Annotated in this window: 27 protein-coding genes; 15 read left to right on the forward strand and 12 right to left on the reverse strand. The window is 53.4% G+C overall.

The features are described 5' to 3' along the window. Positions 1–9: 9 nt before the first annotated feature. Positions 10–921, forward strand: coding sequence for a hypothetical protein (locus ETAA8_RS04245; RefSeq protein ID WP_145085359.1), 912 nt, complete (start codon positions 10–12; stop codon positions 919–921). Here the strand turns inward: ETAA8_RS04245 and ETAA8_RS04250 are convergent. From ETAA8_RS04250 to ETAA8_RS04260, 3 genes are all read right to left on the reverse strand, one after another. Then, positions 918–2,999, reverse strand: a complete 2,082-nt coding sequence (locus ETAA8_RS04250; protein WP_145085362.1) for a P-loop ATPase, Sll1717 family — start codon at positions 2,997–2,999, stop codon at positions 918–920. The genes ETAA8_RS04245 and ETAA8_RS04250 overlap by 4 nt on opposite strands. A gap of 146 nt (positions 3,000–3,145) precedes the next feature. Then, positions 3,146–3,517 (reverse strand): hypothetical protein, encoded by a 372-nt coding sequence (locus tag ETAA8_RS04255; protein WP_145085365.1) that lies wholly within the window; start codon positions 3,515–3,517, stop codon positions 3,146–3,148. Between the two features lie 79 nt (positions 3,518–3,596). Then, positions 3,597–3,878: a hypothetical protein gene (locus tag ETAA8_RS04260; RefSeq protein ID WP_145085369.1), complete on the reverse strand. Its 282-nt coding sequence runs from the start codon at positions 3,876–3,878 to the stop codon at positions 3,597–3,599. 933 nt (positions 3,879–4,811) lie between these two features. Between ETAA8_RS04260 and ETAA8_RS04265 the strand changes: the two genes are divergently transcribed. Then, positions 4,812–5,441: a hypothetical protein gene (locus ETAA8_RS04265; RefSeq protein ID WP_145085372.1), complete on the forward strand. Its 630-nt coding sequence runs from the start codon at positions 4,812–4,814 to the stop codon at positions 5,439–5,441. A 506-nt stretch (positions 5,442–5,947) separates the two neighbouring features. Here the strand turns inward: ETAA8_RS04265 and ETAA8_RS04270 are convergent. Both ETAA8_RS04270 and ETAA8_RS04275 read right to left on the reverse strand, forming a co-directional pair. Next, a complete protein-coding gene (locus tag ETAA8_RS04270; protein ID WP_145085374.1) occupies positions 5,948–6,550 on the reverse strand; it encodes a hypothetical protein in 603 nt (200 codons plus the stop codon). A gap of 57 nt (positions 6,551–6,607) precedes the next feature. Continuing rightward, positions 6,608–7,519: an ArdC family protein gene (locus ETAA8_RS04275; RefSeq protein ID WP_145085377.1), complete on the reverse strand. Its 912-nt coding sequence runs from the start codon at positions 7,517–7,519 to the stop codon at positions 6,608–6,610. 405 nt (positions 7,520–7,924) lie between these two features. Here ETAA8_RS04275 and ETAA8_RS04280 point away from each other — a divergent pair, with 405 nt between their 5' ends. Next, positions 7,925–8,335: a hypothetical protein gene (locus tag ETAA8_RS04280; protein WP_145085380.1), complete on the forward strand. Its 411-nt coding sequence runs from the start codon at positions 7,925–7,927 to the stop codon at positions 8,333–8,335. Here ETAA8_RS04280 and ETAA8_RS04285 read toward each other — a convergent pair. Next, positions 8,319–8,621, reverse strand: coding sequence for a hypothetical protein (locus tag ETAA8_RS04285; RefSeq protein ID WP_145085383.1), 303 nt, complete (start codon positions 8,619–8,621; stop codon positions 8,319–8,321). The two genes, ETAA8_RS04280 and ETAA8_RS04285, sit on opposite strands and share 17 nt — an antisense overlap. 566 nt (positions 8,622–9,187) lie before the next feature. Here ETAA8_RS04285 and ETAA8_RS04290 point away from each other — a divergent pair. Beyond that, positions 9,188–10,069 carry an ATP-grasp domain-containing protein gene (locus ETAA8_RS04290; RefSeq protein WP_145085386.1) on the forward strand — a complete coding sequence of 294 codons (882 nt, stop codon included), beginning with the start codon at positions 9,188–9,190 and terminating at the stop codon, positions 10,067–10,069. Beyond that, positions 10,029–10,661, forward strand: a complete 633-nt coding sequence (locus ETAA8_RS04295) for a hypothetical protein (protein ID WP_145085389.1) — start codon at positions 10,029–10,031, stop codon at positions 10,659–10,661. The genes ETAA8_RS04290 and ETAA8_RS04295 overlap by 41 nt, the downstream gene beginning before the upstream one ends. Before the next feature lie 88 nt (positions 10,662–10,749). Here the strand turns inward: ETAA8_RS04295 and ETAA8_RS04300 are convergent, their stop codons facing one another. The 5 genes from ETAA8_RS04300 to ETAA8_RS04320 form a co-directional block, all read right to left on the reverse strand. Beyond that, positions 10,750–11,685, reverse strand: a complete 936-nt coding sequence (locus ETAA8_RS04300) for a tyrosine-type recombinase/integrase (RefSeq protein ID WP_145085392.1) — start codon at positions 11,683–11,685, stop codon at positions 10,750–10,752. Positions 11,686–11,727: 42 nt separating this feature from the next. Continuing rightward, complete coding sequence (locus tag ETAA8_RS04305) at positions 11,728–12,204, reverse strand: helix-turn-helix transcriptional regulator (protein ID WP_145085395.1); 477 nt, start codon at positions 12,202–12,204, stop codon at positions 11,728–11,730. Between the two features lie 33 nt (positions 12,205–12,237). Beyond that, a complete protein-coding gene (locus ETAA8_RS04310) occupies positions 12,238–13,191 on the reverse strand; it encodes a Holliday junction DNA helicase RuvB C-terminal domain-containing protein (protein ID WP_145085398.1) in 954 nt (317 codons plus the stop codon). A gap of 32 nt (positions 13,192–13,223) precedes the next feature. Next, positions 13,224–13,532 (reverse strand): hypothetical protein, encoded by a 309-nt coding sequence (locus ETAA8_RS04315; protein ID WP_145085401.1) that lies wholly within the window; start codon positions 13,530–13,532, stop codon positions 13,224–13,226. Positions 13,533–13,828: 296 nt separating this feature from the next. Next, positions 13,829–14,089 (reverse strand): hypothetical protein, encoded by a 261-nt coding sequence (locus ETAA8_RS04320; protein WP_145085404.1) that lies wholly within the window; start codon positions 14,087–14,089, stop codon positions 13,829–13,831. 126 nt (positions 14,090–14,215) lie between these two features. Between ETAA8_RS04320 and ETAA8_RS04325 the strand changes: the two genes are divergently transcribed. Continuing rightward, positions 14,216–15,283 carry an endonuclease NucS domain-containing protein gene (locus tag ETAA8_RS04325; RefSeq protein WP_202921546.1) on the forward strand — a complete coding sequence of 356 codons (1,068 nt, stop codon included), beginning with the start codon at positions 14,216–14,218 and terminating at the stop codon, positions 15,281–15,283. A 10-nt stretch (positions 15,284–15,293) separates the two neighbouring features. On the opposite strand, the gene ETAA8_RS04330 is transcribed toward ETAA8_RS04325, so the two are convergent. Then, complete coding sequence (locus ETAA8_RS04330) at positions 15,294–15,533, reverse strand: DUF6117 family protein (RefSeq protein WP_145085411.1); 240 nt, start codon at positions 15,531–15,533, stop codon at positions 15,294–15,296. Between the two features lie 844 nt (positions 15,534–16,377). Between ETAA8_RS04330 and ETAA8_RS04335 the strand changes: the two genes are divergently transcribed. The 9 genes from ETAA8_RS04335 (at position 16,378) to ETAA8_RS04375 (ending at position 23,756) form a co-directional block, all read left to right on the forward strand. After that, complete coding sequence (locus ETAA8_RS04335; protein ID WP_145085414.1) at positions 16,378–17,520, forward strand: metallophosphoesterase; 1,143 nt, start codon at positions 16,378–16,380, stop codon at positions 17,518–17,520. Between the two features lie 65 nt (positions 17,521–17,585). Beyond that, positions 17,586–18,266, forward strand: coding sequence for a hypothetical protein (locus ETAA8_RS04340; RefSeq protein ID WP_145085416.1), 681 nt, complete (start codon positions 17,586–17,588; stop codon positions 18,264–18,266). 16 nt (positions 18,267–18,282) lie between these two features. Further along, entirely contained in the window at positions 18,283–20,181 is a 1,899-nt protein-coding gene (locus ETAA8_RS04345) for a formylglycine-generating enzyme family protein (protein WP_145085419.1), read from the forward strand. A gap of 58 nt (positions 20,182–20,239) precedes the next feature. Further along, positions 20,240–20,641 carry a TspO/MBR family protein gene (locus tag ETAA8_RS04350; RefSeq protein WP_145085422.1) on the forward strand — a complete coding sequence of 134 codons (402 nt, stop codon included), beginning with the start codon at positions 20,240–20,242 and terminating at the stop codon, positions 20,639–20,641. Between the two features lie 44 nt (positions 20,642–20,685). Further along, the gene (locus tag ETAA8_RS04355) at positions 20,686–21,624 is read left to right on the forward strand and encodes a helix-turn-helix domain-containing protein (RefSeq protein ID WP_145085425.1); all 939 of its coding nucleotides are present in this window, start codon (positions 20,686–20,688) and stop codon (positions 21,622–21,624) included. A gap of 57 nt (positions 21,625–21,681) precedes the next feature. Then, complete coding sequence (locus tag ETAA8_RS04360) at positions 21,682–22,260, forward strand: DUF417 family protein (RefSeq protein ID WP_145085427.1); 579 nt, start codon at positions 21,682–21,684, stop codon at positions 22,258–22,260. A gap of 53 nt (positions 22,261–22,313) precedes the next feature. After that, entirely contained in the window at positions 22,314–22,442 is a 129-nt protein-coding gene (locus tag ETAA8_RS35535) for a hypothetical protein (protein ID WP_261343622.1), read from the forward strand. Positions 22,443–22,605: 163 nt separating this feature from the next. Next, a complete protein-coding gene (locus ETAA8_RS04370) occupies positions 22,606–23,010 on the forward strand; it encodes a response regulator (RefSeq protein ID WP_202921547.1) in 405 nt (134 codons plus the stop codon). 197 nt (positions 23,011–23,207) lie between these two features. Then, positions 23,208–23,756, forward strand: coding sequence for a c-type heme family protein (locus tag ETAA8_RS04375; protein WP_145085433.1), 549 nt, complete (start codon positions 23,208–23,210; stop codon positions 23,754–23,756). Positions 23,757–23,838 lie beyond the last annotated feature (82 nt).

Raw genomic sequence — 23,838 nt, forward strand, 5'->3', positions numbered from 1 at the left:
AAGCAAGCAGTGTTCGACAAGCAGACAGTCTTGGTGCTAGGAGCGGGAGCAAGTTGCCAATACGGATATCCGCTCGGTGGAAAACTGGTGGAAGACCTGATTGGGCTTCACAACAATGAGTTTATGCGCAATGAGTTAGCCCTCATAGGCAAGACTTGTGAGCATTACAAGGTCTTTGAACAGGTTCTCAAAGAGGCAATGCCACCCTCGATTGATTTCTTCCTCGAAACTCGGCCTGACTTTATCGAGATGGGCAAGCTGGCAATAGCTTATAAGATTCTTGTCCATGAAGGTCCAAATATCACTGCACGTGGAATAAAGAGTGCGTGGTATCACATGCTTCTTGACGCACTTGGGAACACCCCTGCAAAGATCATAGCCAACAAACTGTCGATAGTTACATTCAACTATGACCGAAGCCTTGAACACTTTTTGCACACGGCGATAAAGGCCCGTTTCAATCTCAATGACGTTCAGGCTGCCGAGGTCGTTGCGTCAATTCCAATTGTCCATGTCTATGGCCAGATTGGTCTTCTTCCGTGGCAGAAGGGAGCAGATGATGCGAAACTGCCTTGGGGTTGCGCTGGCACAACTGGCACTGCGCTAAAAGCATCCAAATCTATCAAGATCATTTGTGAAGAGAACACCCATGAATCGCCTACGCTGGTACAGTCTCGACAACTGCTGGCGGAGGCAGACACGACATACATCCTAGGCTTCGGCTTTCACGAGGAGAATTGCTTGCGGCTAGGACTAGATCAGAAGTCAGGCTCACGACAAGGAGGAAGGTACGGCCTATCCGACGCAAGAGTTTATATTCTTGAGCAGAAGTACGGGCTTAAACTGCATGGGCAACAAGACTCAGATATTCCGTGGCTTCTCGAAAATTGCAAGCGATATCTCGCTTCTTCAAGCGGCTAACCGATCAGCCTTACCGTATCGTCGAAGCGGGCTTGAATGTGCAAGTCCTTTGACCGGCCTCTGATTGCTTGGCGAAGGAACACTTCCAAATCTTTGTCGCCTAGCAGCAAAACCATTCCCTTGCGCTGATCGTGAATCTTCTTGATGTGGTGGTAATAGTGCGATTCCTTCGGATCGCCTCGAAAACAGACGATGCAGAAGTTGCCGCAGGCTCCACCCATGTAATACTGTGCTTGGTGAAAATCGTCAGCCCCGAGGTCGGTGTAGTTTTTGCATTCCCAAATCACTTGGGTTGCCTGATAGTTCGGATGCGTCTTCATCATTTGAAAGAAGCCTTCGTGCGCAACGTTGGCAACGATCCAATCCTTGATCGTAATCCCGTTGATGTCCCGTGACTTGCCCTGAACGTTGTTTAGCCAAAGGAAAAAGCAGAGCCGCAAAACTTCGCCAACAAAATCTTCGTACTCGCTTGCTCCGGGTTTACCATGTTGGATGTTGGCGAGTTGCTTCAACATCGCTTGAAGTTTGTCGGTGTACCCTTGCAGTTCGTACCCCTCGGGCAATTCGAGAACAAGCCCCTCAAACTGTAACGAGGTATCTTTCAACGAGGTAACAACAGCCTCTCGAAGATCGAGCGCCGGAACGTAACAAGGATGAATGATGACGTTTGCGCCGCCGTCGATTGAAGGGGCATCGGGCGATGCTTCGTAAGTCCGATAAGTGACAACGCCCTTGTTGCTGATGCCTGCGAAGCCGATGTTGTACAGCAAAGTTGCGAATCGGAATGGCTGACTGTGGGCATTTACCCATTCGCCGCAATGCTTCTGAATCTCGGGTTCAACTAGAATCTTTTGAATGAACTCGGTCAGCGCCGGAATGGTGAACGAGTTGCCGAGGCCATGAAAACGACCGAGAACTAGCGCTAGTTGCGGATAGTTTTCGGAGTATTCATCACCCACTTCCTTCAGTCGATTCAATGAAAACTTGCGCCGAGCAACTTCGAGGTCTGCCTTGGTCACTTTGGAACGTCGGTGCGATTGAGCTTCTTGTACCGCCTCGTTGCAGAAAACGAGAATGTCTCTCGGTCGATGTTGGCAGTAGTTCAGAACGTAGCGACTAGAGGACACGCCGTCGATCTGCTCGAAGAACGCATCCCACGCCTGCCCGGTTGGAGGGGCGGTGTTGACGGCAACTTTGAGCCGCCGTTCCACCATTTCTACAAGCAATTCTTCCGTCCAATCGAGCGAAACAACTGCCGTCTCCAAACGTGTGAACTCAGTGTCAATCTGCCGAACTCGTTGGAACAGATTCTCACGGCAAAATAAAATCGGATGAACGAAATTGCACTTGGAAGCCATGTCAACGCATGCATGCATCAACGCTTTGAGCAGCACAACCGCCAATTCCGAGCCGTTCCAAGTGTCGTCAATCTTGTCTATGAGCAAAAGCAAATCGGACTTTGGGCCGAGGCTTTCTCTCATCGTGGCCATCATGTGCAAGACTTCTTTTGAGCGGTTGCGCAGTTTGATCCAACCTCTGTCATCATGTTTCCGAACGGCCTCTTGGCCTTGCTCTACGAAGTGCAGCAACCTCGAATCAAAATCGAACTCTTCGATGAAGTTGCGTTCTGACCGCAACTTATCGGGAAACGCTTTGTAATCGGTCAAATTGCGCCGAACCCATTCGCTCAACACTTCATCGAGCATCGCTCGTTGGAAGCAGGCAACCAATGCGTGAAACGCTTGTTGCTTCGTGTCCCGAACTTCATCGGTTGAAAGTGTGTTGGCGAGAGTTGCAAAAATCTCGGGATGCAGCGAAACGACGTTATCTTTCTTCGCTCCCAAGAAGATCGTGATTGCAGTTTTGCCCGTTCCCCGCCGCCCGATAAAAAACGACTTGGCTCGGCTTAGGTCAGTTGCGGCAATCAATGCGGGAGTCTGAACGAAAACGCCCGGCCTCGTCAAAACCGGATCATGTTCGGCGAAGGCTTGCCCTAGGTTAACTCGTTGCAAAGCGTCTTTCGGCAGAACATACGGTTTCGGTGTGCCGCCGTGATTGTTGCTCTTCCCCTTTGACACGATGCGCTCCAATCGCCTGCCCGAAGAATATCCCCCACTTTGGGCCGCATTGTCGCCGAAGCTGTCGAATTGAGCAACGCACAAACGAAAACACCCCGCCGACCTCGGCGGGGTGTTTGCCTATCTAAGATCGTTGCTGCTGTTCTCTACCCATTCCCAGTCCGCTGGCCCATGATCTTCGCAATGGCTTCCAGCGTCTTCCGGGCCGCTTCTAGCGAGCCACAGGCCGTTAGAAGCGCTCCCGCTGATTCGATGGCCACGAGACCATTATCAACGATACTTCCGCCGCTTGGTGCGATGCTGGCCGACTTTGGCTTCGGCCCACGCTTGCCCGGTTTCTTTCCAGCATTCTTCTTAGCGTTCGACTTTATAGTGGAAACGAACTGCGGCGAGACTGGATAGCCTTGGGCTGTAATAAAGTCTGCAACCTCTTTTGGTGACTTGTCGGGGAACTCGGCGACATACGCACGAATGAGTTCAGACTTGTTGACTTTGTTAGCGGACTTCTTCTTAGCCATGTGCTGCGAAACTCCAATGATGCTGTCGGTAAACCAATTCTCAATGCTAGTTGCTGACTCCTGATACGACAACCAAACCCTAGTATTCCTCCGGCAGCAAAATCGTCGTCGCCTCTCGCCGCCCCTGATCGTCAGTAGCCTCGGTAATGATCCAAATTTTTACGCCGAGTTTCGTCCGATACGCCGAGAGGAGTCGGCTGCCGTCTTTCAGGGATTCATCGTTGGCCAACTTGTCATCTTCGCAGACTTCTCCCCAGTCCCTCGATTGATGACGGGCAAGGAACTGCGCCGGCCCTTGGCCGGCTAGTTCCAGAGCCGAAAGTGCGCCGGGTGTTGCGACAGTTTTCCCAAGGTTGAACATGCGAGTTCTCCGATGCGGGGCAGATCGTTGAAACCAACGATTTGGAGACGCCCGTCGGAAAGTAAGCGAAAGCGACCGAAAGTGGTTAGCTTGGAGTCCCGGGTTGCTTTTACGTATTTGGGAATTCGGGATTATTTAACCGAATTCAAAAATGAAATGGTGAGTGAGGCTGAACACCAGTTTCATTCACCGAGCGAGTACCGTTCGGAGGTCGTCCGCTGTTAGATCGTTGAGAGAGCTTGCTTCAGATCTTTGATGCCCCGTCGGCGGTGAAGAATCTTTCTGTTGATCAGCAGTTGAAGCGGAAATAATTTCGGGGCTGCTTATTCGTCAGGGCGAGAGCGGCGGTCCTGAATACCCTCCCGTGCAATGCTAGTCCAATCATTATCAACTTGGAGAATGGGCGACTCGGCAATTTCTATCGTTTGCTGCTCGCATCCGATACCTCGTACTTCTGACGTGAGGTTCGTCCAAGAGGCCGTTTCATTTTCCGATTGTGTGGCCATCCATTCAACTCCTTTTTGTGGCGGGGTGGATCATCCACGTTGTCCCTCTATACCACGGGCGAGCGAATCACAGAACCCGTCGCTAGCAGCGAGACTCGTCCCACGGTTCCATACCTTTCACCCTGAAAATCGGATGATCGTTCAGGTCAAGAAGAATTGCCGAGTAAGAGTCGGCAAGATGAAAAGTCAATCAGCCTCGACCGAGTTACCTCGGTCGGGTTTGATCTTCACTCAGGCATAAATGCGAGATGCACTAGCCCTTCTTGCAGGCTTCAGCGCAAGCCTTGCAGACCTTCGCACATTCCTTGCAACTGGCGTCTTTGCCCTTCTCGCAGACCGCTGCACATTCAGTGCAGACCTTGGCACAAGCTGCCTTCACTACATCTTCGGAAGGTGTGCCATCGAGAGCCGCACATGCAGTGCAAAGATGGTGGCAAGCCATGCACATCTTTGCGCATTCGGGATTGTCCTTTTCACAATCCGCAGCGCACATTTTACACGACTCCGCACACGCCTTGCACTTCGCAACGCAATCGTCGGCCTTCTGCGCCCCTTGGACGACCGAGCCGATAGCGAACAAGAGAAACGCCGAAGCACACCCAACGAACCAATTGGCAAACATAGAAATCTTCCGGTAGTTGAAATCAAAAACAAAACGAGACTGCTGACCAGTCTTGAATTATTTCCGCCAACAACAGAACGCTTGCTGAAGGTTTCGCTGCGAAAAAATCTCAACGATGTAAACGTAGCCAACGAAAGTGTCGTTGCCGCTGAGAACGAAGCCTGCCGGAACTGCGGTCGATTCAATGGCGACTGTTTCGGCCTGCTTGATCGGCAGATTGCCGCATTGGCACTCTTGCTTCGGCGGATCAGTTGGCCGTTGTGGTTCGCTGTCTTCGTGACAATCAGCATCGGCACAGGCCGGACAACATGCGACCGGCAAATCAGAAAAGCCCTGACACCAATGGGGCGGCAATCCCACCATGAGGGCAAAGAGAATCGTCAGGAGTTTCGAGCTTGGCCGCATGAAACTATTTTCCCACCGATGGCAAAGTAATCAAGTTGGCGTTGGCCCCGGCATCATCAGCTTTAGTAGCCGCCCACTTCCGGTCGGAATGATGGCAACTCGTGAGACGCCTTAATGCACACGCTCGATGAGTTGTCGCTCTTCGGCCCAGTGCCAGTGGCTTCAATCCCACATTATGGATACGCCCCCGTCGGATGAAAGCAAAAGCGACCGATAGCGGCTACCCAGGAGTCCCTGGTCACTTTTGAGCTAATGGGAAATCGGGATTATTTAATCGCACCTAGGTTTTGTAACGGTGAGCGAGGTCGAACACTGAACTCACCTCCCCGCTTCAGTTTTTTGACGCCCGTCGTCAGTGCAGCGTTTCCATCCATGCTCGTCACTTAAATCAGCCGTTGCGTTCTACCTCGCCCATCACGGGCATCGACTGAGAATTCAATAGCCGTTCACACTCGGTTTCCACTAGGTCATCGGCGACGTTTTTTGACGCCCGTCGTTCGTTACGCATCGGGCGTCCCCAACAACCGGGCAGCACCTCACTCAACCCGCTCATACCCCAGCGCCTCGAATGCCGCCGTGAGGTCATCATCGTCCGGCCAACCGCCTTGGTCGTCGGTGTTCTCAAGCGAGTTGGGGCGGCTGTCTGACAGCCATGAATACGTTTCATCCTGCCAGTTCTCCGGCAGATCGAACTCTCGTTTGAGCCGCCAAGCAGCGTGTTCGAGATTCTCGAACGTGGCTTCACTTTCCCGATTGGAGTAATCCGTCTCATCGAGAATCGGATAGTCTTCCATGCTCTCCGCCAATTCGTGGTAAGTGCGAAATGCCTTTGTGATTTGGCCACGGCGGAACACTCGCACGCTGAAGCCGCTGACGTGGCCGACGGCCCAATGGCTGTGCGATTCGACGACAACATCCGGGTCGTCTCCTTCGGTGAAGGGCTTCAGCGCCGCCCGGATCACCGAAGCGTTGCTTTGGTCGAGAAGGCCACTGTCACGGTTGTGGGTATAGATCACCGCCCAGTCTTTCGGCTTGGCGAGTTCGCTGCGCCGGAACCAAACAAAGCAGTTGAAGTCCTGCCAGTTTCCCGCCGCTTGCCGAGCGGCGTCTTTCAATTCGATCTCACCAAGAGCGACCATTGCTGTCTCCAGATTTTCGACATGAATCGGACAGATTTCCGACTCCCGTCGGTCTGGCTAGACAAGCAATGCCTCCTCCTCTTCTGCTTCTTCGGCTTCGTTCTGTTGGCTGAATCCCAGGATGTAATCAGCAGCAGCGCTGGCGGCAGTTGCAGCGGTGAAGATCGCCCGGTTGTCAGTTCGCAGCACTTCTAGCCATGACTTGAGATACGCCGCATTGTCCTGCAGCGGCACGTTTGGAACGCCAAGCGATGATGACAGGAAGGCAGCGCCGAGTTCGGCGACCAACTCTTCAGCGGCATAAGACTGATCTCCGAACCGTGTCAACTTGTCGAGCCGATTTAGGCGGCTATCGTGACCGCTCCAGTGAACCAATTCATGGAGTGCTGTCGAGTAATAGGCCGCTTCGCTGTCGAAAGCGACCTTAGGCGGTAGTTGTACGAAGTCGGAATCGGGAGTGTAGAAGGCCCGGTTGCCGATGTGCCGAATGTCGGCACCCGTCGCCGAAATCGCTTCTTCAGCCGGAGTGAAATCCACAAACTCACGAACGGGGCGAACGGTGCGAAAGCGCTCGAGCTTGTCGCCGCCGCACTGGGCGAGATTGAAAACGACGAATTGTTTGCAAAAGAACCGGCGTTCCTCTTTCTCCTGACCAGTCTTCGGGTCTGTGACCGTCTCTGTGACGACTCGCCAGAAAATGATTCGAGTTCCCTTCTCACCACGCTTAACGTGACCACCAACGCCTTTCCATTGGTTAAACGTTCCCCACATCGTCGAATCGAAACCACGATCCTGAGCGGCTGACCAGAGCAGCAAGATGTTGACGCCTCGGTAGCTCCGGCCTGCCACGTTTCGTGGCAGGCCGGAGCCGGCGCTCGCCCACCGTTTGCGCCATTCACCGACTCCGCTTTCGAGTTGCTTGATGATCTGGTCGGTGACTTGCTGGTAGATTTCGGTTTGAGCGATCATTTGAGCGTCCTTGTGTCAGTTGGTTTGCCACTGACTTTGGGACACCCGTCGCTTCGATCAGGCCCGCTCCCAACTGTCCAGCGGGAGCAGATGGGGCGGGATGTTTACAGTCCCCCTAGGTTACTTTCCACTTCCCCCAAACTCACTCGAACGATGTTCGGAAACGTTCTCTCGCCGAAATTTTCGCCGTGACTTGTCCCGACTTCACTTCGTGGCAAACATTCCTCGATGGCCTCGCTATCCCGAACCTGGGAGTCAAATATGAAGTTCTGTCGCTATTGCAATGAAATGATTCCGTGGTGCAGGCAACTCTGCTCGCCATGTGTTTTCGCAAGTCGGATGTGGAGCAATTTGCTAGGACGCTGCAGAGGGCACAGGGAGTGTTACCGAGGCGTGGAAGTGCGCATGAGCAAACCGGAATTCATGGCGTGGGTGCGACCTGAACTGATGAGATTTTGGCACGAACACCGAGGTGAGAGCGCATCAATCGACCGCACCGGGCTGCATTACGAAATTGGGTCGATCCGTGTCGTATCCAAGCGAGTTAACAGCGGCAAGACATCAAAATCACGCATCAGGTCGTTTCGAGAGTTCGTCGAGATATGGTTTTGGATTAAGCGGTCCTACAAGAAGGACATCGAAATAGCTAGGCTTTTCGGACTCAGCCCTCAGACGGTTGGCCGAATCCGGGCAGGCAAGACCTATCGTGAATACATCGAGAAGATTAACCGAGGAGAGCACAGGCCAAAGATGATTAGGCTCGATGCAAAGCACGCCCAAACTGCACAGAACCAGGAATTTAGCGGAGCATCTTAACCGTCGCACGCCGGCGCTCATGGTGCCGACACGAAGAACGCTTGATCGGCTTGAGGTTGTAGCCGATGCCGGTTAGCTCTATGGCCAAACCTGCACAGACTTCGGCTGACGCCGGCGTGGTGTGCTGGATCACGCCGTGACAGTCGGCTCCGCCGTGCTGGCCGATCTGCTCATACGAATCGCAGTACCACCCGTTTTTTTCGGAAGGCAGTTCGGGGAGCAGAGCGATGATCGTGCCGGTGTTTCGCCACTTCCGAAAAACGACGACGTGTGTTTCCCTGCACATTCCTGATCCTCACTTGTTGGTGAGTTTTCAGGACACCCGTCGGCAGTACAGCAGATGACCTCATTTATTATTGCTGAGCCAGCGTTGCCTCCAACTGTCGGCAGAGGCTAGAATTACGCTCCCGACATCAACGCCACTTCGCCATTGAAACCCTCCAGACAGGTCGCCATGCAAAGCAAGCACTATCTTATTGAAAAGGCAGTCCAATTCGAGGTGCCGTCAAATCGACCTGATGTGTTTCCTGATTCAGAGTATGATGACGCCGCTGGCGGATGGCGACATAAGGCGACCGGAGAATTGGTCGCAGCGAGAGGGATAGACGGGATTTTTCCTGGGACCAAAAAGAATGATGTTGAGACTGGCGAAGATCAAAAGGGGCAATAGTAGGCGCTGCGATTTATTTCTGATCTGCCTTATGCATCAAGGTTTGCTGGATTGTGAAGCCAATAAAGCCGCAAGTTCTGATACTTTCTAGCAGGTTCGACTTTTCGACTGACTATGTGATTTGCCAGTTAATCAAGAATGGCGTCTCGTATCTCCGCTTGAATAGGGATCAGTTTTCAGAAATGCGACTGGAACTCTTTCCGTCGCCTGCTCGCCTTGTGGGCCAGATGTCTTCGGTAGAATTTGAAATAGTGAGCGAGAGCCTTCGTTCCGTATATTTTCGTGCCCCAGTCTTTCTTCGTGACAACTATCAGCCAAACCTAAGTCCTGAGCAACAGTTCTCAAGAAGCCAATGGGCGGCATTCATTCGGGCACTCACAGTGTTTAGTGACGCAAAGTGGATTAACCATCCGACTGCGACCTATCAGGCCGAGATTAAGCCGTTTCAATTGTCGGTAGCAGCTTCATTGGGATTTAAGATTCCAAGGACAGTCATTACCAATGACTCCAGTGCAGCCCAACGACGCTCACTTGGGCAACGCCTAGCGGTTAAAACACTCGATACAACCGTGCTTAATTTCGGAAGCTCGGAAGGATTCATCTACACTAATCTGGTCGATGGCGAAGAGCTGTGCAGGGCCAATATCTCCACAGCGCCAATAATTGTTCAAGAAGCGGTGCTACCCAAAGTTGACATCCGTGCAACAGTAGTTGGCAACAAAATCTTTGCAGTTGAGATCGTCTCGGTGACGGGAGTCGGCTTTGCGAATGATTGGCGAGAAAACAAAGCCCGCATCCAATACCGCTCGATTTCACTCCCGAAGGAGATTGAGGAAAGGTGTTGCCGGCTAGTACGGAAACTTGGATTGGTGTTTGGCGGTATTGACTTGGCAATGAGAGGCAACGAGTATTACTTCATCGAGATCAATCCTACAGGGGAATGGGCGTGGCTGATGCCTCCCACCGGGTTTCCAATAGACGAAGAGATCGCCGGGCTGTTGTCACGAACGGGAAAGCTTCACGATGCTGATGCAACTCTTGACGACAATCCTGACGTTTATTGAGCAACAGTTGATTGCACCCCTTTCTGCTGCCTGGGCGCACTGGCGACTTGCTGGCGAACTTCAAGTGCTCAAAGCCGCTCAATTCGTGGTCGAGGCTCCAGAGGAGTCGATTAGCGAGTCGAGACTTGAGGAACTCGAAAAGGATTTTGAAGATGAGCTGCAGCGAAGCTACCGCATCGTTGAGAAAGGACGAGCGGGACTTTTTATGATCGGAGTGACGATTGCACTCATTGCGACGATCCTAAATTATCCGTCGAGTCGAACGTTCGGGCGTGTCGAGGTTATTGTGCTATTATCAGCGGTTGGCTGTCTGGTGTTATCTGCGATGTGCCTTACTGTCGCAGTTAACATCAGAGAGCGTTTCGGGACATATTTAGATGACTTGATAAAAGCCGAGGGGGAGCGGTTGACGATAATTCAGATTTCCAAGCAACAGAAGGTACTGAGCTTCTATCGTTACGGAAAGCTCAATCAAACAATTGCCACAATTGTGGCTAATTATGTAGCTGCTAGTTATGTAGGCATCAGAAACGGAATCGTGTTAATTGCCTTATTTTTTGCAATAGATGTCATTCGCCATCACTGGAAGTAGGCAAAGTTTCGTCGCTATTTTTAGGCTTAACACTATCCTGCGATCTATTAAGTGATGTTGGCCCCCTGTTTCCTTGAAGTGCGATTCGCTAGTAGCTTATCCGATCTGCCGACTCGGCCAGTTTCTCTGCTGACCGCTTTGTGTACCTCGCCGTCGTGTTGAGCGATTCGTGGCCGAGAATTTGGGCTAGACCGACGAGATCGTTTTCGGTGTCAGCCAGGAACTGATGCGCCATCGTGTGACGAAGCAAGTGCGGGTGCAGTTTCACGCCGATGAGTACGGAATACTTGTCGCACAATGCCCTGACTCCTCGCTCGGTCAATCGACCTCGCTCGCCGACGAAGACGGCACCCACAGAAACCGGAGGGCGAACATTCAAATACGATTGAATCGCTCGCCGAGCGGGTAACGACATAGGAACCGTCCGTTGCTTTCCGCCCTTGCCATTTCGGAAGACAACTGAACCGCCACGATCATGCAAAACCAAATCCTCTAACTCCAGCCCGACGAGATCGCCAACACGGCACCCGGTGTAGAGCATGGTCGAGAAGATTGCATTCGCCCGCACGTCCTGGCGCAATTCGATCTCACGAAGCAGCCGCCGAACTGCAGCCCGATCCAGGCCCTTGGGTGAAAGTTGCTGCCGACGAAGTTCCTTCACCGGCTTGGCTGGATTCGCTTTCACATGACCATTCTCTGTGAGCCAACGGAAGAATCGTCGGATGGTCACAAGGCAGCGATTGACTGTGGCGACGGCCTGCTGCTTGTCCCGGCGCAGGTACTCTTTGAAGTCAGTCACGTCCCGTGTCGTCACTCGACCAATGACGAACGATTCTTTGTTCGATGCGCTGAACCACGAAGCAAACTTTCTGACATCTTGAGCCATCGCACGCCGACTGTTGGCGGCGAGATCGAGTGAGCAGAGAAACTGACTGAACAAGGTAGGCTCGTTCGGCCCGGTCGGGATGCCGGTGAAAACATTATCGCCCGAATTCTCACGGCCTTCTGGACGCAAATTGGACATGAATCAGACACCTTTCGGGACCAACTGGGCTGATATTGACTATTATCGACCGAGATTATCGGTCGAATTCTGACGCTGAATCTGAACGAAAACGGAGCGGATGACCTCGGCCTCATCGACCTGGGCGATCCCAGTTGGGAACAGTTTGGCGACTGCGGCACTGACCTGTTGATCGGTGACACCGACTAGGCCAAGACCTTTCATCGCATCGACGATGGTGGTGTATTTGTTCTTCACTTTCTCTTGCGGCTTCGACTCCCGTCGTTTGGTCGGAGCCGTGGGCGCTCCGCCTCGCCTTGCGTAGAAAAGGATCGGTTTGCCATCGACTCCGCAGTTTCGGCGGCGCACTTCAAGACACACCTTTTGCACAACCTCGACATAAAATGGACGGCCAGTTTCAGCGTCTCGTTCCGGCGCTGGGAACGCCGATCCGATCAGTTGGTAAAACCTTGCTCGGGACAGGCCGACCATCCGAGCCATCTCGGCAACAGTCACGATGGCCTTTGTTTGAGTTTGCATTTGGGCGCTCATTCGACACTCCTGTTGCGATAATTAGACGGGTTGCTGACACGATTGAGACAGAAACTCACGACCATCGGCGGTCAGTTCCCGTAGCCCGCTCTTGTCCTTTGTCACTAAGCCGGAACGAATCAAGAACGGTTCGATCACGGCGCTCACAGTTCGACTCGGAAGACTGAGAATCGACGCAACCACATTCAATCGAGTCGGCCCTGACTCCAAAATCCGCAGGTACTTCTGTTCGTTCGGGCCAAGGCCGATATCGTCGATCTCTTCAAGTTCACAAGCACGATGGAGGTGCGCCGCTGTGATCGTGGAATCGCCGACTGAACGAGCAACACGGTGACACGATTGAAGCAACCGAAGTGCAAGGCGAGGAGTTCCACGGGATCGGTAGGCGATCTGAACCAGCACAACATCATCGACCTTCCAGCCAAGCGCTTTCGTGCGATGCAGCAGGACAATCGCCAGTTCTTCATCGCTGTAGAACTCGTATCGAAGCACGAGCTTCATCCGATCCCGCAACGGCTGCAAAATGCAGAACTCGTCTGTCGTCGCCAGCAGCAACGTGAAGTCGGCAATGCTCAGGCCCATCGGTGTTCCGGTGCCGGTCTTTACGAAAATCTTCTGCTTGTCGAGGGCGAGGTAGAGTGCAGTTTGAAACTCCTTCTTCATTTCGTGGCATTCGTCGATGAATACGATGTCCCGCTTTTTTACGCCCAGCAGAAGTGCGTTCAATTCGGCGGGTGAGTTCAGCGATTGGCCCAAGACTTCATGGAAGCCGGTCGCCATTTCCTGGGCGATGACCTGGGCCAAGGCACTTTTGCCAAGTCCAGGTGGTCCGACCATGAGGCAGTGGTCGAGCTTCTTGCCATCTTGCTGTGCGGCGTCGAGTGCAACCTCGACTTGCTGGATCACCTTTCGCTGGCCAATCAAATGGCTCAGTGATGATGGCGCAAAGTCGCTGATTTCGTTAGATTCGTTCATGGTTATTCCGCTTTGCAGGTAGTTTGATTTCGTTACGAACCCGACACCCGTCGTTCCTCGTCAACCTTCTGTTCATGCCACTCCGTAAGTTCGATCTCCTCCGGCGTGGCGATTCGCACCGTCAGAACTTCACTGCCTTCCAGCACTGGATGAACTTCCCCCGCCTTCAACGCCCCAAGGGCGTTGAAGGCTTGAACCAAGACGTATCGACTGAGCGTGGCGACGTAGAAGTTGCGAGGACTTACCTCGGCTTGCTCACGGTCGCCGTTGTCATCCATCAACGACCTAGTAAACGTCTCGGCATCCTTCTGATCAGCGAAAATCCCTTTGATGCTGGCCACTTCCAGACCGCCTCGAACTTGGAGAGCGAATCGCCGAAAGTCGCATTCAAAACAGAAGTCACCGAGCGGCGACTTCGGTGACGGGTCAGTGACGACCCAAAAATTTTGGGGAAGGCCGACGATCTGCATTGGCGTATGTCCATTGTCGGGGGCTGGCGGCAACTTTCTGTAGACGCCCGTCGGAACGTCCGGTTCGTGGTTTTTCAGGGCATGGAAGAAAACCCAGCGCAGCAATGCGCTGGGTTTTAGGTCGACCGTGTCCTACCTCCAGCTTGGAACTGAAGCAAGCTTGCCGATCACCAGTCGCCCGTATCATCGCCAAAGTGCCAGAAGTATTCGTCCGCTTGCTCGAAGTCTTCGAGTTCCTGCTGGGAGAGAATATGATCGTTCGGCTCATCATCTTCGATGACAACACAGTGACTACAGCCGAAGTCCTCGCAGGTCAGACAAACTGGTTCGTCGTCGCCGAAACGCTCGTCAGCCTCGATCTGATCGAGGATTGAGCCGTAGCCGCCGTTGATTCGGTCTTCGGCAAACTGATCGAGATAAGCGTCCATCGTTCTGCTCCAAGGTGATGTGTTGGGAACAGACTTGGGACGCCCGTCGGTGTTCGTTCGCCGAATGTGTTGCACCAGACATCTCGCCTGCTAGACTTTGCAGCAACACCAATGGAGACCAGCAGAATGTCGCTTCAGATGTCGCTCTGGGAAGTAAATGGCAAAGCCCTGAAGGCATGCCCGGTTGAAGTTCTCGATGACGAGATGAGGCTTGAGGATTGGATTGAAAACGACACTTCATTACTCGGGATGGAACTACTGCTGATCGGTCGGCAAGTACAAACTCGGTACCGTGGTTATCTTGATTTGCTCGGGATCGACTCGGAGGGCAACCTGATCGTCCTTGAATTGAAAAAGGACAAAACGCCACGTGAAGTTGTTGCCCAGATTTTGGATTATGCCTCTTGGGCGAAAGAACTGTCGCCTGCAGAAGTTGGCGCATTGGCCGCAAAATACTTGAAACGCAGCCTTTCAGAGGCATTTGCCGAGCGATTTGGTTCGCCAATTCCGACTGCAATCAACGTTAGCCACAGGCTGATCATCGTCGCATCGAAGCTCGACGATTCATCCGAACGCATTGTTCAGTATTTAGCATCTGAACATTCCCTCGACATCAACGTAGTATTTTTCAATTGCTTTACCGTGAATGGGAAGGAAGTTGTGGGCCGGTCCTGGTTAATGGACCCAGAGGAGGTTGAACAGCGCTCTGAGGCTCGCCACAAACTTCCGTGGTCAGGGACGTGGTTCGTCAACGTGGGCGAGCGCCCATTCCGAAACTGGGATGACTTTCGCAAATACGGATTTACTTCGGCTGGACAAGGTGCGGTTTATAGTAGGCCACTGATAAAACTCGAAGTCGGCGACAAGATATTTGCCTACTTGAAAGGTTACGGATATGTCGGATACGGTGAGATCACATCGACCGCATGCATGGCAAAGGACTTTATGGTCGATGGAAAGCGACTTTTGGACTTGCCATTGGTCGCTCCGTCAATGAATTCCAACAGCGACGACCCTGAGCTATCCGAATGGGTTGTCGGCGTGAAATGGCTTTGCTCTTTTCCTAGAGAAGAGTCCAAAACCTTCACTGGCGTCTTCGCTAATCAAAACGTCGTCTGCAAATTGCGACATGAGCAGACGCTCGACTTCTTGAAACGTGAGTTTGGCCTCGACGAAGCTGTGACAACGAGTTAACCCGCTTCGACTACGACTGAAAACCACCATCAGGATTCGGCGGGTTGAGCAACTCATACGGATTGTCATTGAAAAGAATGGCGAACGGAACGAAGTCGATCACCCCGTTTGCCAAGCGATTTGCGGCACAGATCACCGCCACTTCCTCGCCCGTTGTCCGAAGCTCGCATTCAATCAGCGCAACGTCTCCAGCGCCGAATGCCTGGGCCAACGCTTCAAAGTTCGACTTGTGACCAACTGCGAGAGCCATTGTTCGTTTCCTGCGGATTGTTATTTCAACTTCGAGTCAGTTTTGTGACGCCCGTCGTTGAACGTTCCGCCTCGCCCCGCCGCCGTTACCGGCGTCGTGGCTCGTCCGCACGCACAACGCATTTGAGAACACTGCCGTGGGAGAAGGATGTTCCTTTTCCTCCCAGTACAAACTTCCGAAGGAACCCCCATGTGCGTGGTCGGAAGCCGACCACCACCCGCAGCGCAGCGACCGAAGGGAGCGAGCAGCGGATTACTAAGTTGCTCTTAAAGGCGACCGAGTTTGCAGCGACTCTTCTTCGCCGCAGAATGCGCATAGCTTCGGCCAAATCAGGATCGCTTCGTCGTACTCGACTCCGCATGGCGGTAGTTGAGTTGTTCGATGCTCGTTCGCTGCGCTCACTTGCGCTTCGAGACATGGCCTTGCGGCCAAGTCGATGGAGTGCCTTCGGCAAGTGTGAAGGAACGAGCGACGGCGACAGCCGGAGCGAGTGAAGTTCAAGCGAAGTAAGCGAAGACGACGAAAACGAGACTCACGTGATAACGAGGTTGCGTTGATCGTGTTACGACAACGTAACTGAGTGTGTCCAAATCGGATTTTGCACAGAATCTGGAAAGATTCTGGATAATAATTCGACATGATTCGGACAGTCGGCTGGGTGTCGTTATTAATGAGGTGCTTTTGGGATTCTGATTCGACGCCGTTCTTGTTTTTGACGCCCGTCGGACTTGTTGTGAAATCTGCACAGGATCACGGCTGTTCGCAAAGTCGTGCCAATGACCGCATGAACTGCGGTCGCTAAAATGACGGTTTGCCTGACATGCAGCACCCTTGGGTTTCCGAAATGCTTCGTACATTCATCGCTGCCGGATTGATGTTCATCTGGCAGTTGTCATCGTCGCCAGCATTCGCTCAGGTCGAGCGAGCATGGCTCACGCACCGAAGCCACGATCCGAGCAAGATTGTAGTGAGTTGGACGACCAAGACGCCGAGCGAGTCCGTTGTTCGTTTCGGAGTGACGAAGGACTTCGGACAAGAAGGGCGAATCGCAGGTACAAGCACACTTCATCACGTCGAGATTCCAGTTACAGAGAAAGGCAAGACCTACCACTACTCGGTCGGCGCTGCCGACCTCGTTCCTCTGACAGGAACCTTTAAGTCGTGTCCGACCGACGAACTTCGGGTTGCCGTTGTAGCCAACTGGCATGCCAAGGCCGATCTGACCGCTCTCGTCAAAGATGATGTGCATCTATTGATGACAGCGGGCGACAACATCACCAGTCTTTGGCAGAAGTGTGGCGATGGAAAGAAGGATTGCTTCCTGCCCTATGCGGAGTTGATCGACGCCTACCCAGAACTCTTCCGCTCGACACCATTCATGCCGGTGCTGGGCAACCATGATCGAGAAATCCGGCCAAGAGGCGACAAGCCACCTGCCGAGCCGGTTTACGACATTGACGCCACGGCGTTCCGGCAATTCTTCGAGCTTCCCGACGACGAATGGAAGTGGCATTTCGACGTATCAGACTTTGGCGTGCGTTTTGTCGCTCTCGACTTCAACCACATTGCGGACTTCGGAACAACTTGGCAAACGTGCCACGATTTCAGCCGGGAGTCGGAGCAGTTTAAGTGGTATGAGAGCCTGATGGCGAAACCTTCCCCGTTTGTTGTCACCATCTACAACGAGCGTAACGGCAGCATCCGAAGTCAGGCCAAGGGAGGCTGGCACGAACTCTTCCGCAAAGGAACAGCGTGCATCACCGGCTTCGGACACTTTGCTGAACGAGCCGAGGTCGATGGCCTGCATTACTTCGACACTTCGCTGAATGGGAAGGGAAACAAATACCCCGATCCCAAGTCGAATGCGTTGTTCAGCGAGGACAATTACGTGTTGCTCACGTTCAATCGAGAGAAGAAGTCGGCGACCATCGACTTGAAGAGCCTGGACGGAAAGGTGCTGGATCGAACGGAGGTTCAAGGGAAATGAACTGTCGCTGAGATGCTGCGAGAGGCGATGCTGATCTCCCCTGACATGAAGGAAACTAGCTCTGAATGACGGACAAAATGCAAGACACTGACCTAGAAAGGGAACTGCACATTGCCAACGAGCGCCTTGATCGTGCGGTCAAGGCGCTTGCCCCGAAGCACAAAGGTGGAGAGCGGGAAGAGTACGACGCCGCACATGAAGAAGTCCTGCGGCTTGAACGAGCCATGTCCGCTTCGAGGGGGGACGAATATGCGGAGACGATTCCATTCGCCGTGAAATGGGACACAGGCGCTCCTATGCCGCAATTGCTTGTGAATGACTATCGGGCGCTGCTGGCCTTCCTCGTCAGTGAACCGGACCCGAATTGGGATGGAAGCTACGTTACTGTAAAGGCTGCCTCGGCTCAATTGCCGGAACCGCTTGGCCTTGTCGAGTTCGAGAATTGCGTTTCAGCAAAGCTCGGAGCGCCGAATGACGAAGTCATCGAAGGCCACCCATTGAATGGCAAGGGGCTTGAACCGTACAGAGCGCAGAGAGTGGTGAATTCACGATGGCTTCGAGAGATTGAGGCCATCAACAGCGTACACCGCATGTACCGCCCCGAATCCTGGCACGATTTGAATCACTACGTCTTCTGGTTCCATGATTCGACGTTCGAGTGCATTGCCCGGTCATTCCGTGTTGAGACGCATCGAACGAGCATGAAAGAACTTCTTAAAGTGATGTTGGAGCGTCTAATCGCCTAGCCAAGAATGGTGCAGGATGGCAGATACCCGTCAAGTCGTCAGGTGGTCACTCGAACGCAAATGCACTTTCCGCAATGGTGACCGCTGGTTTCTGCCAGACCAGACATTTAAGCAACTGGCCGACTTCCGCACAGTTGCGGCGGCAGAGGGCGACAATCGCAATGTGAACGGAATCTGCGTCACCGGCTGGACGACGGAAAGAGATAATGCCGGGAAGGTCCAAAGCATCCCCGTATCTGGCTTCAGAATTGAGGATCGACTAGGGCCGTTTGGCGGTTTGCCGATGGTGCTTTCGACCTGCCATTTGTGTGAAGCAAATGCCAAGGGCGAACTTGGCGTAGAGGTGGCTGGATGTTTTGGCTATCTCGATGTCTGGCCCGATTCGGAGGAACTCGACAAGCAACTTTGGACCATCATTGAGCAGCGCCACCTTGAGTCTCGGATCAGATCGGCGTTTCCGCTGACAACGCCACTTTGGTACGGATTTTGGATCGAATCGCCACTTCGTCGTTTGCAGGCAGAGGTACTTCACGAACTTCTAAATGCCGCCTGCGATTACGCTGATCCCAAGGACAAGGACGTTCGCCACTTCCTTAACGCTCTGGACACCGCAATCCGCTGGGAGTTGCCGGTCCACGTCTCGCTGTCTCCGCTTGGCCACACTGATTTTGGTTGGTACACGGTCTTTCCGCACTGCCCTAGATGCAAGGCAAACGCTTCAGTTGGACGTTGGAAGGAGAATTACCAAGCAACTGCTTACGAATGCCGAGTCTGCGGCCACGAGTTCAATCCTGACGACCATCACAGCATGGAGAGGGACGACTTTGATTGGGATGCGAACTCGCTCGAAAAGCAACTTGGCCCGATGGCTTACCAGCAGTTCATAAAGTCGTTCTTGCTTCAGCGTGGCTGTTCATCGGGACAAGTTGATGAAGTCGTTGACAACAAGAACAACGGTCCTCTGATTCGCCGCATCAAGGCGACTCGTCGAAAACGCAACGGGACGCTTCGGAGGTTGCGGCAGCGTGTTGCTGAGAAGTCCGACGGTGACCGTCCATCTTTGCTCTCGTTTGCGATTGCCGATGACATTGAACTGGAGATGGTGCTAGTTCCCGCCGGCGAATTTCTCATGGGTTCGCCAAACGCTGATCAAGTACCAAGTGAAGCTCCACAACATCCGGTGCGGATTTATCGACCTTTATACATCGGACGATTCCCAGTGACGCAAGCACAGTGGAGCGCTGTCATGGGAAGAAACCCTTCAAAGCATCAGGGCGACCCACGATTGCCCATAGACCAAGTAAGTTGGTTTGATTGCCAGGACTTCTGCGACCGGCTTTGCAAGCGTCTGCAGCGGGTGTTCCGTTTACCCAGTGAAGCCGAGTGGGAATATGCCTGCCGTGCAGGGACAACGAGCAAGTTTGCATTCGGCGATTCGCTTTTGCCAACTCAGGCGAATTTCACTCCATTTATACAACGATTTGGGATGCCGCCCGATGGTGAAGAGGATGCTGTTCGGGAGCTTGAACAGTTGGTGGAGAGCGGACCTCGACATGATGCTCAAACTACACCGGTTGGCAGCTATCCGCCGAATGCCTGGGGTATCTACGACATGCACGGAAACGTCGATGAGTGGTGTGAAGATGTCTGGCACCCGAACTACGATGGCGCACCGAATGATGGAAGCGCTTGGCTAGAGGGTGAGAACACGGAGGTGTTCAGGGTTATGCGAGGAGGCTGGTGTTCTGCAACCGAGTTCGTTTGCACAAGTTCAGCGAGGCGACAACTTCGAGCAGACGCAGGATCACCAGACGAGGACATCGAAGGCGAGGAAGACGATGGAGGATTTATGGAATCGCTCTTTGATCTGATGTACATACCCAACGGATTCCGGGTGGTTTGCGAATGCCCGTAGCCTTGCGGCGCAGTCCTGCCGTTACTATCGATTCGTGCTTAAACGAAGGCTGCTCCAGATGAACTGGCTCGACTGGTACAACACGCTCGCCAAACCAAGTTGGACACCGGCCCCTGCGACCATCGGATTGATCTGGCAGATTCTCTACCCGATCATCCTCGTCACATTCGGCTTCGTCTTCGTGCAGACTATTCGAGGCAAAGTGCCGTGGCTCGTGGCACTGCCGTTCGCCATCAACCTCGTCGCCAACTTGATCTTCACCCCGATCCAGTTCGGGATGCGGAACCTGCCGCTGGCATCGGTGGACATCCTGATCGTGTGGGTCACAATCATCTGGATGATGGTTGCCATCTGGCGACACTACCGCTGGGTTGCCGTGGCCCAGGTTCCCTATTTCGTGTGGGTGTCACTGGCGACCGTGCTGCAACTGTCGATCACTGCGATGAATTGGGAAAAATGAAGCTCGCAACTCAGGGAAGTGAATAATTCCCGGCTATCGTCACGATGAGCAAACGCAATATCGGCAACTTGTACGATCCTCGTCAGGGCGATCAGGCGATCCGAATGGAAAGCCTGCGGCTCCCCTGCAAACCGACCGAGCCGCCACGCACGAACTACTTCTCGATTTACTTCATCGAATCTGGTTCCGGCTCGTTCTGGGCCGATGCTTCTAAGTTTTACCTCCATCCCAACTCACTGCTATTCTTTGTTCCCTACCAGCACATCCGATTCGCACCGACTCGTTCAGTTCACGGAGAACTCATCCAGTTTCATGCGAACTTTCTCTGCGTGGAGACGTTTCACGCCGAGGTTGGCTGTAGCGGCATTCTGTTTAACGATCCCTACGGCGCTCCTGTCGTCACCCTGGACGAACATGCGAGGTCGGAAGTCTTGGGTCTGGTCGAACGCATTCGGAACGAACAAGGCAGGGAAGAGCTTGCCTTTGGCGAGGTCATGCTCGCCTATCTGAAAGTGCTGCTGATCCTCGCCACTCGTCTTAAGACGCCGCAGGCGGCAGCCTGTGGACCAGGGCTGGCAGACTTGCGACATCCCGTTCTCGCTCAGCTTCGTGACCTTATCGAAGCGAACTACCAAACCCTGCATTCACCCGCCGACTACGCCAAGCGACTGCACGTCACCCCCAAGACTCTCGGCAGGATTGTGCGGGATCATCTTGGGACCACGCCTAGTGATCTGATTCGTAATCGCATTCTCATTCACGCCAAATGGCAACTGCTCCACACGTTGAAGTCCGTGAAAGAGATTTCACGAGAGGTTGGCTTTTCCGACGAACTCTATTTCAGTCGCTTGTTCAAGAAGGCCACCGGCTACTCTCCGACCTTCTTCCGTGACTTCGAGACGGAAATTCGAGGCGGGAGCAATCTGTCCATGCTTTCGTCCCATGCGCCCATTCTGCGTTCTGGTGGGGCATCCGATAGTTGAAGTAGGGCGGTGAGAGAATCGAAGCTCGCCGTTTCTGACTCTAACCGGAGAAGCAAAATGAGCGTGCTGAAACTGTTTGAACTGGCGTCTCGAATGGACAAAGTGGGCATAACTCTGACCAGAGTTGGACTCATCGTCGTGTTGCTTTGGATCGGAGGTCTGAAGGCGTTTCGGTACGAAGCGGACGGCATCGTGCCGTTCGTCGCCAACAGTCCCACTATGAGCTTTTTCTATGCCGATCCTAGCAACTACAAAGCCCACAAGAACCCCGAAGGGGCACTCGTGCCAGAGAACCGCTCCTGGCACGAGTCGAACAGAACTTACGAGTTTGCCTACGGGCTGGGGACCGTGATCGTCCTGTACGGACTGCTGCTCTGCCTGCATCCTTGGCTTCCCCAGGCGGCGGCAGTCGGCAGCTTCCTGGTCTTCGTGATGTCGTTCGTCACGCTGTCGTTTCTCATCACGACGCCCGAATGTTGGGTTCCACCTCTTGGCGATGCGCAGCACGGATTTCCGTATCTGAGCGGGGCCGGAAGGCTCGTCATCAAGGACGCCATTATGATGGGTGCAGCCTTGGTGACGATGGCTGATTCAGCCAGGGCGTACCTGCTACAACGAGCGGCGTCCGACTCGTAGACATTCGATGTGAGGGAGGAGCAGCTACTCTCAACCAGCATGTGAGTGCCGAGTTGACCACTGTATGGATGATCGTTGCCGTCTGGCCGCACTTCCACTGGGTGGCGCTGGCACAAGTACCGTATCTGATCTGGGTGGCGACGGCGACCGTGCTGCAACTCTCAATCATGGCCATGATTTGAGGGGATTGAACAAGATGCGTCTCGGCCTGTGCTGTCCTCGACTTGAGGAGTACGATACAGCGTTGGCTAAAGAGTAGGCCGACGTGGTGGACGACCCTTGGGGTGTTCCGCCACGTCGGCCTTTTTTATTGTCGGTAGCCCAACACAACAGGGAGGAATGCCGGTGATAGACACAAACATCTTGTTGGTTGACGACGACACGGACACCTGCGATTCGATGTCGGACGTGTTCATGGACCTCGGCTACACGGTGGATACGGCCCACGACGGTGCAAGTGCCGTGGAATTATCCGGGGGGCACCACTACCTCTTGGCTCTTCTCGATTACAACATGCCCGGCATGGACGGCCTGGAACTCTGCCGACGCTTGAAGATCATGCGGCCGAACATCGTGGTTGCACTCATAACTGGCTTCACTTCCATCACCACAACGGGTGAAGCAGCCGAGGCGGGAATTAGGTGTTCCTTTCTGAAGCCGGTGGATTTCTCACTGCTGATGCCGCTTGTGGAAAAGATTGTCGGAAACTTTGTTTCTCGGCGTTCGAGCGAAGGTGCGAATACCTGTTAATCCGCTGACTGCACTGGTAGTCATCGCCGAAGAAGCGAGGCGAATGGCGCTCCACCAACTGGCCCGGCCCAAACCTCGACCGGCTCAATAGAAAGCCATTCTGGACATTGACATCCACATTAACCGTTCGCTATATTCCAAAATTGGATATCGTAGTCCACTTTTAAGCTCTCGCTCGTTTTGGAAAGGAAATCAACATGGGTCGAACGTCGTCAATTCTCGTTTGTGGGCTGTTGGCAGCCTTAGTTGTGACCGGACTCCTGTTTTCGGCTGAGCAAGCGCCGCCGAAGAACGAGAACGAGAACGAGCCATCGGCAGCGGCTACGGAGCGGACCCGGAAGACGGTACGGATGCTGGACGACGTGTACAAAACCGCCGTCGTGCTAATCACGGATAAATATGTCAATGACGAAAATGATTTCCCCGCAGGCAGTGCTGCAATCGCTCTGTTTAGCGAGGTCGAGAAAAAAGGCTGGCACGGAGTTCGATTGCTGGATGTAACTGGAAAACCCTACGACAACAAGAATGTCGCCAAGGATGAGTTCGAGAAAAAGGGTGTTAGCCAATTGCAGGCCGGGAAGGACTATTACGAACAGATCATCGAAAAAGATGGCAAGCCGTACCTGCGTGCGATGACGCCTGTGCCCGTGGTTATGCAGAAGTGCGTCATGTGCCATCCGCATTACGCCGACGCCAAAAAGGGTGTAGCCATTGGAGCGATCAGCTACACACTGCCCATTGAATGAGGCCGGTAGGAATTGCAGAAATGGGAGTGATCCATACTGATCACTTCCGTTGAACGATGATTGTCCTTCAAATTACCCCTGC

The sequence above is a fragment of the Anatilimnocola aggregata genome (assembly GCF_007747655.1).
Classification (GTDB): Bacteria; Planctomycetota; Planctomycetia; order Pirellulales; family Pirellulaceae; genus Anatilimnocola; species Anatilimnocola aggregata.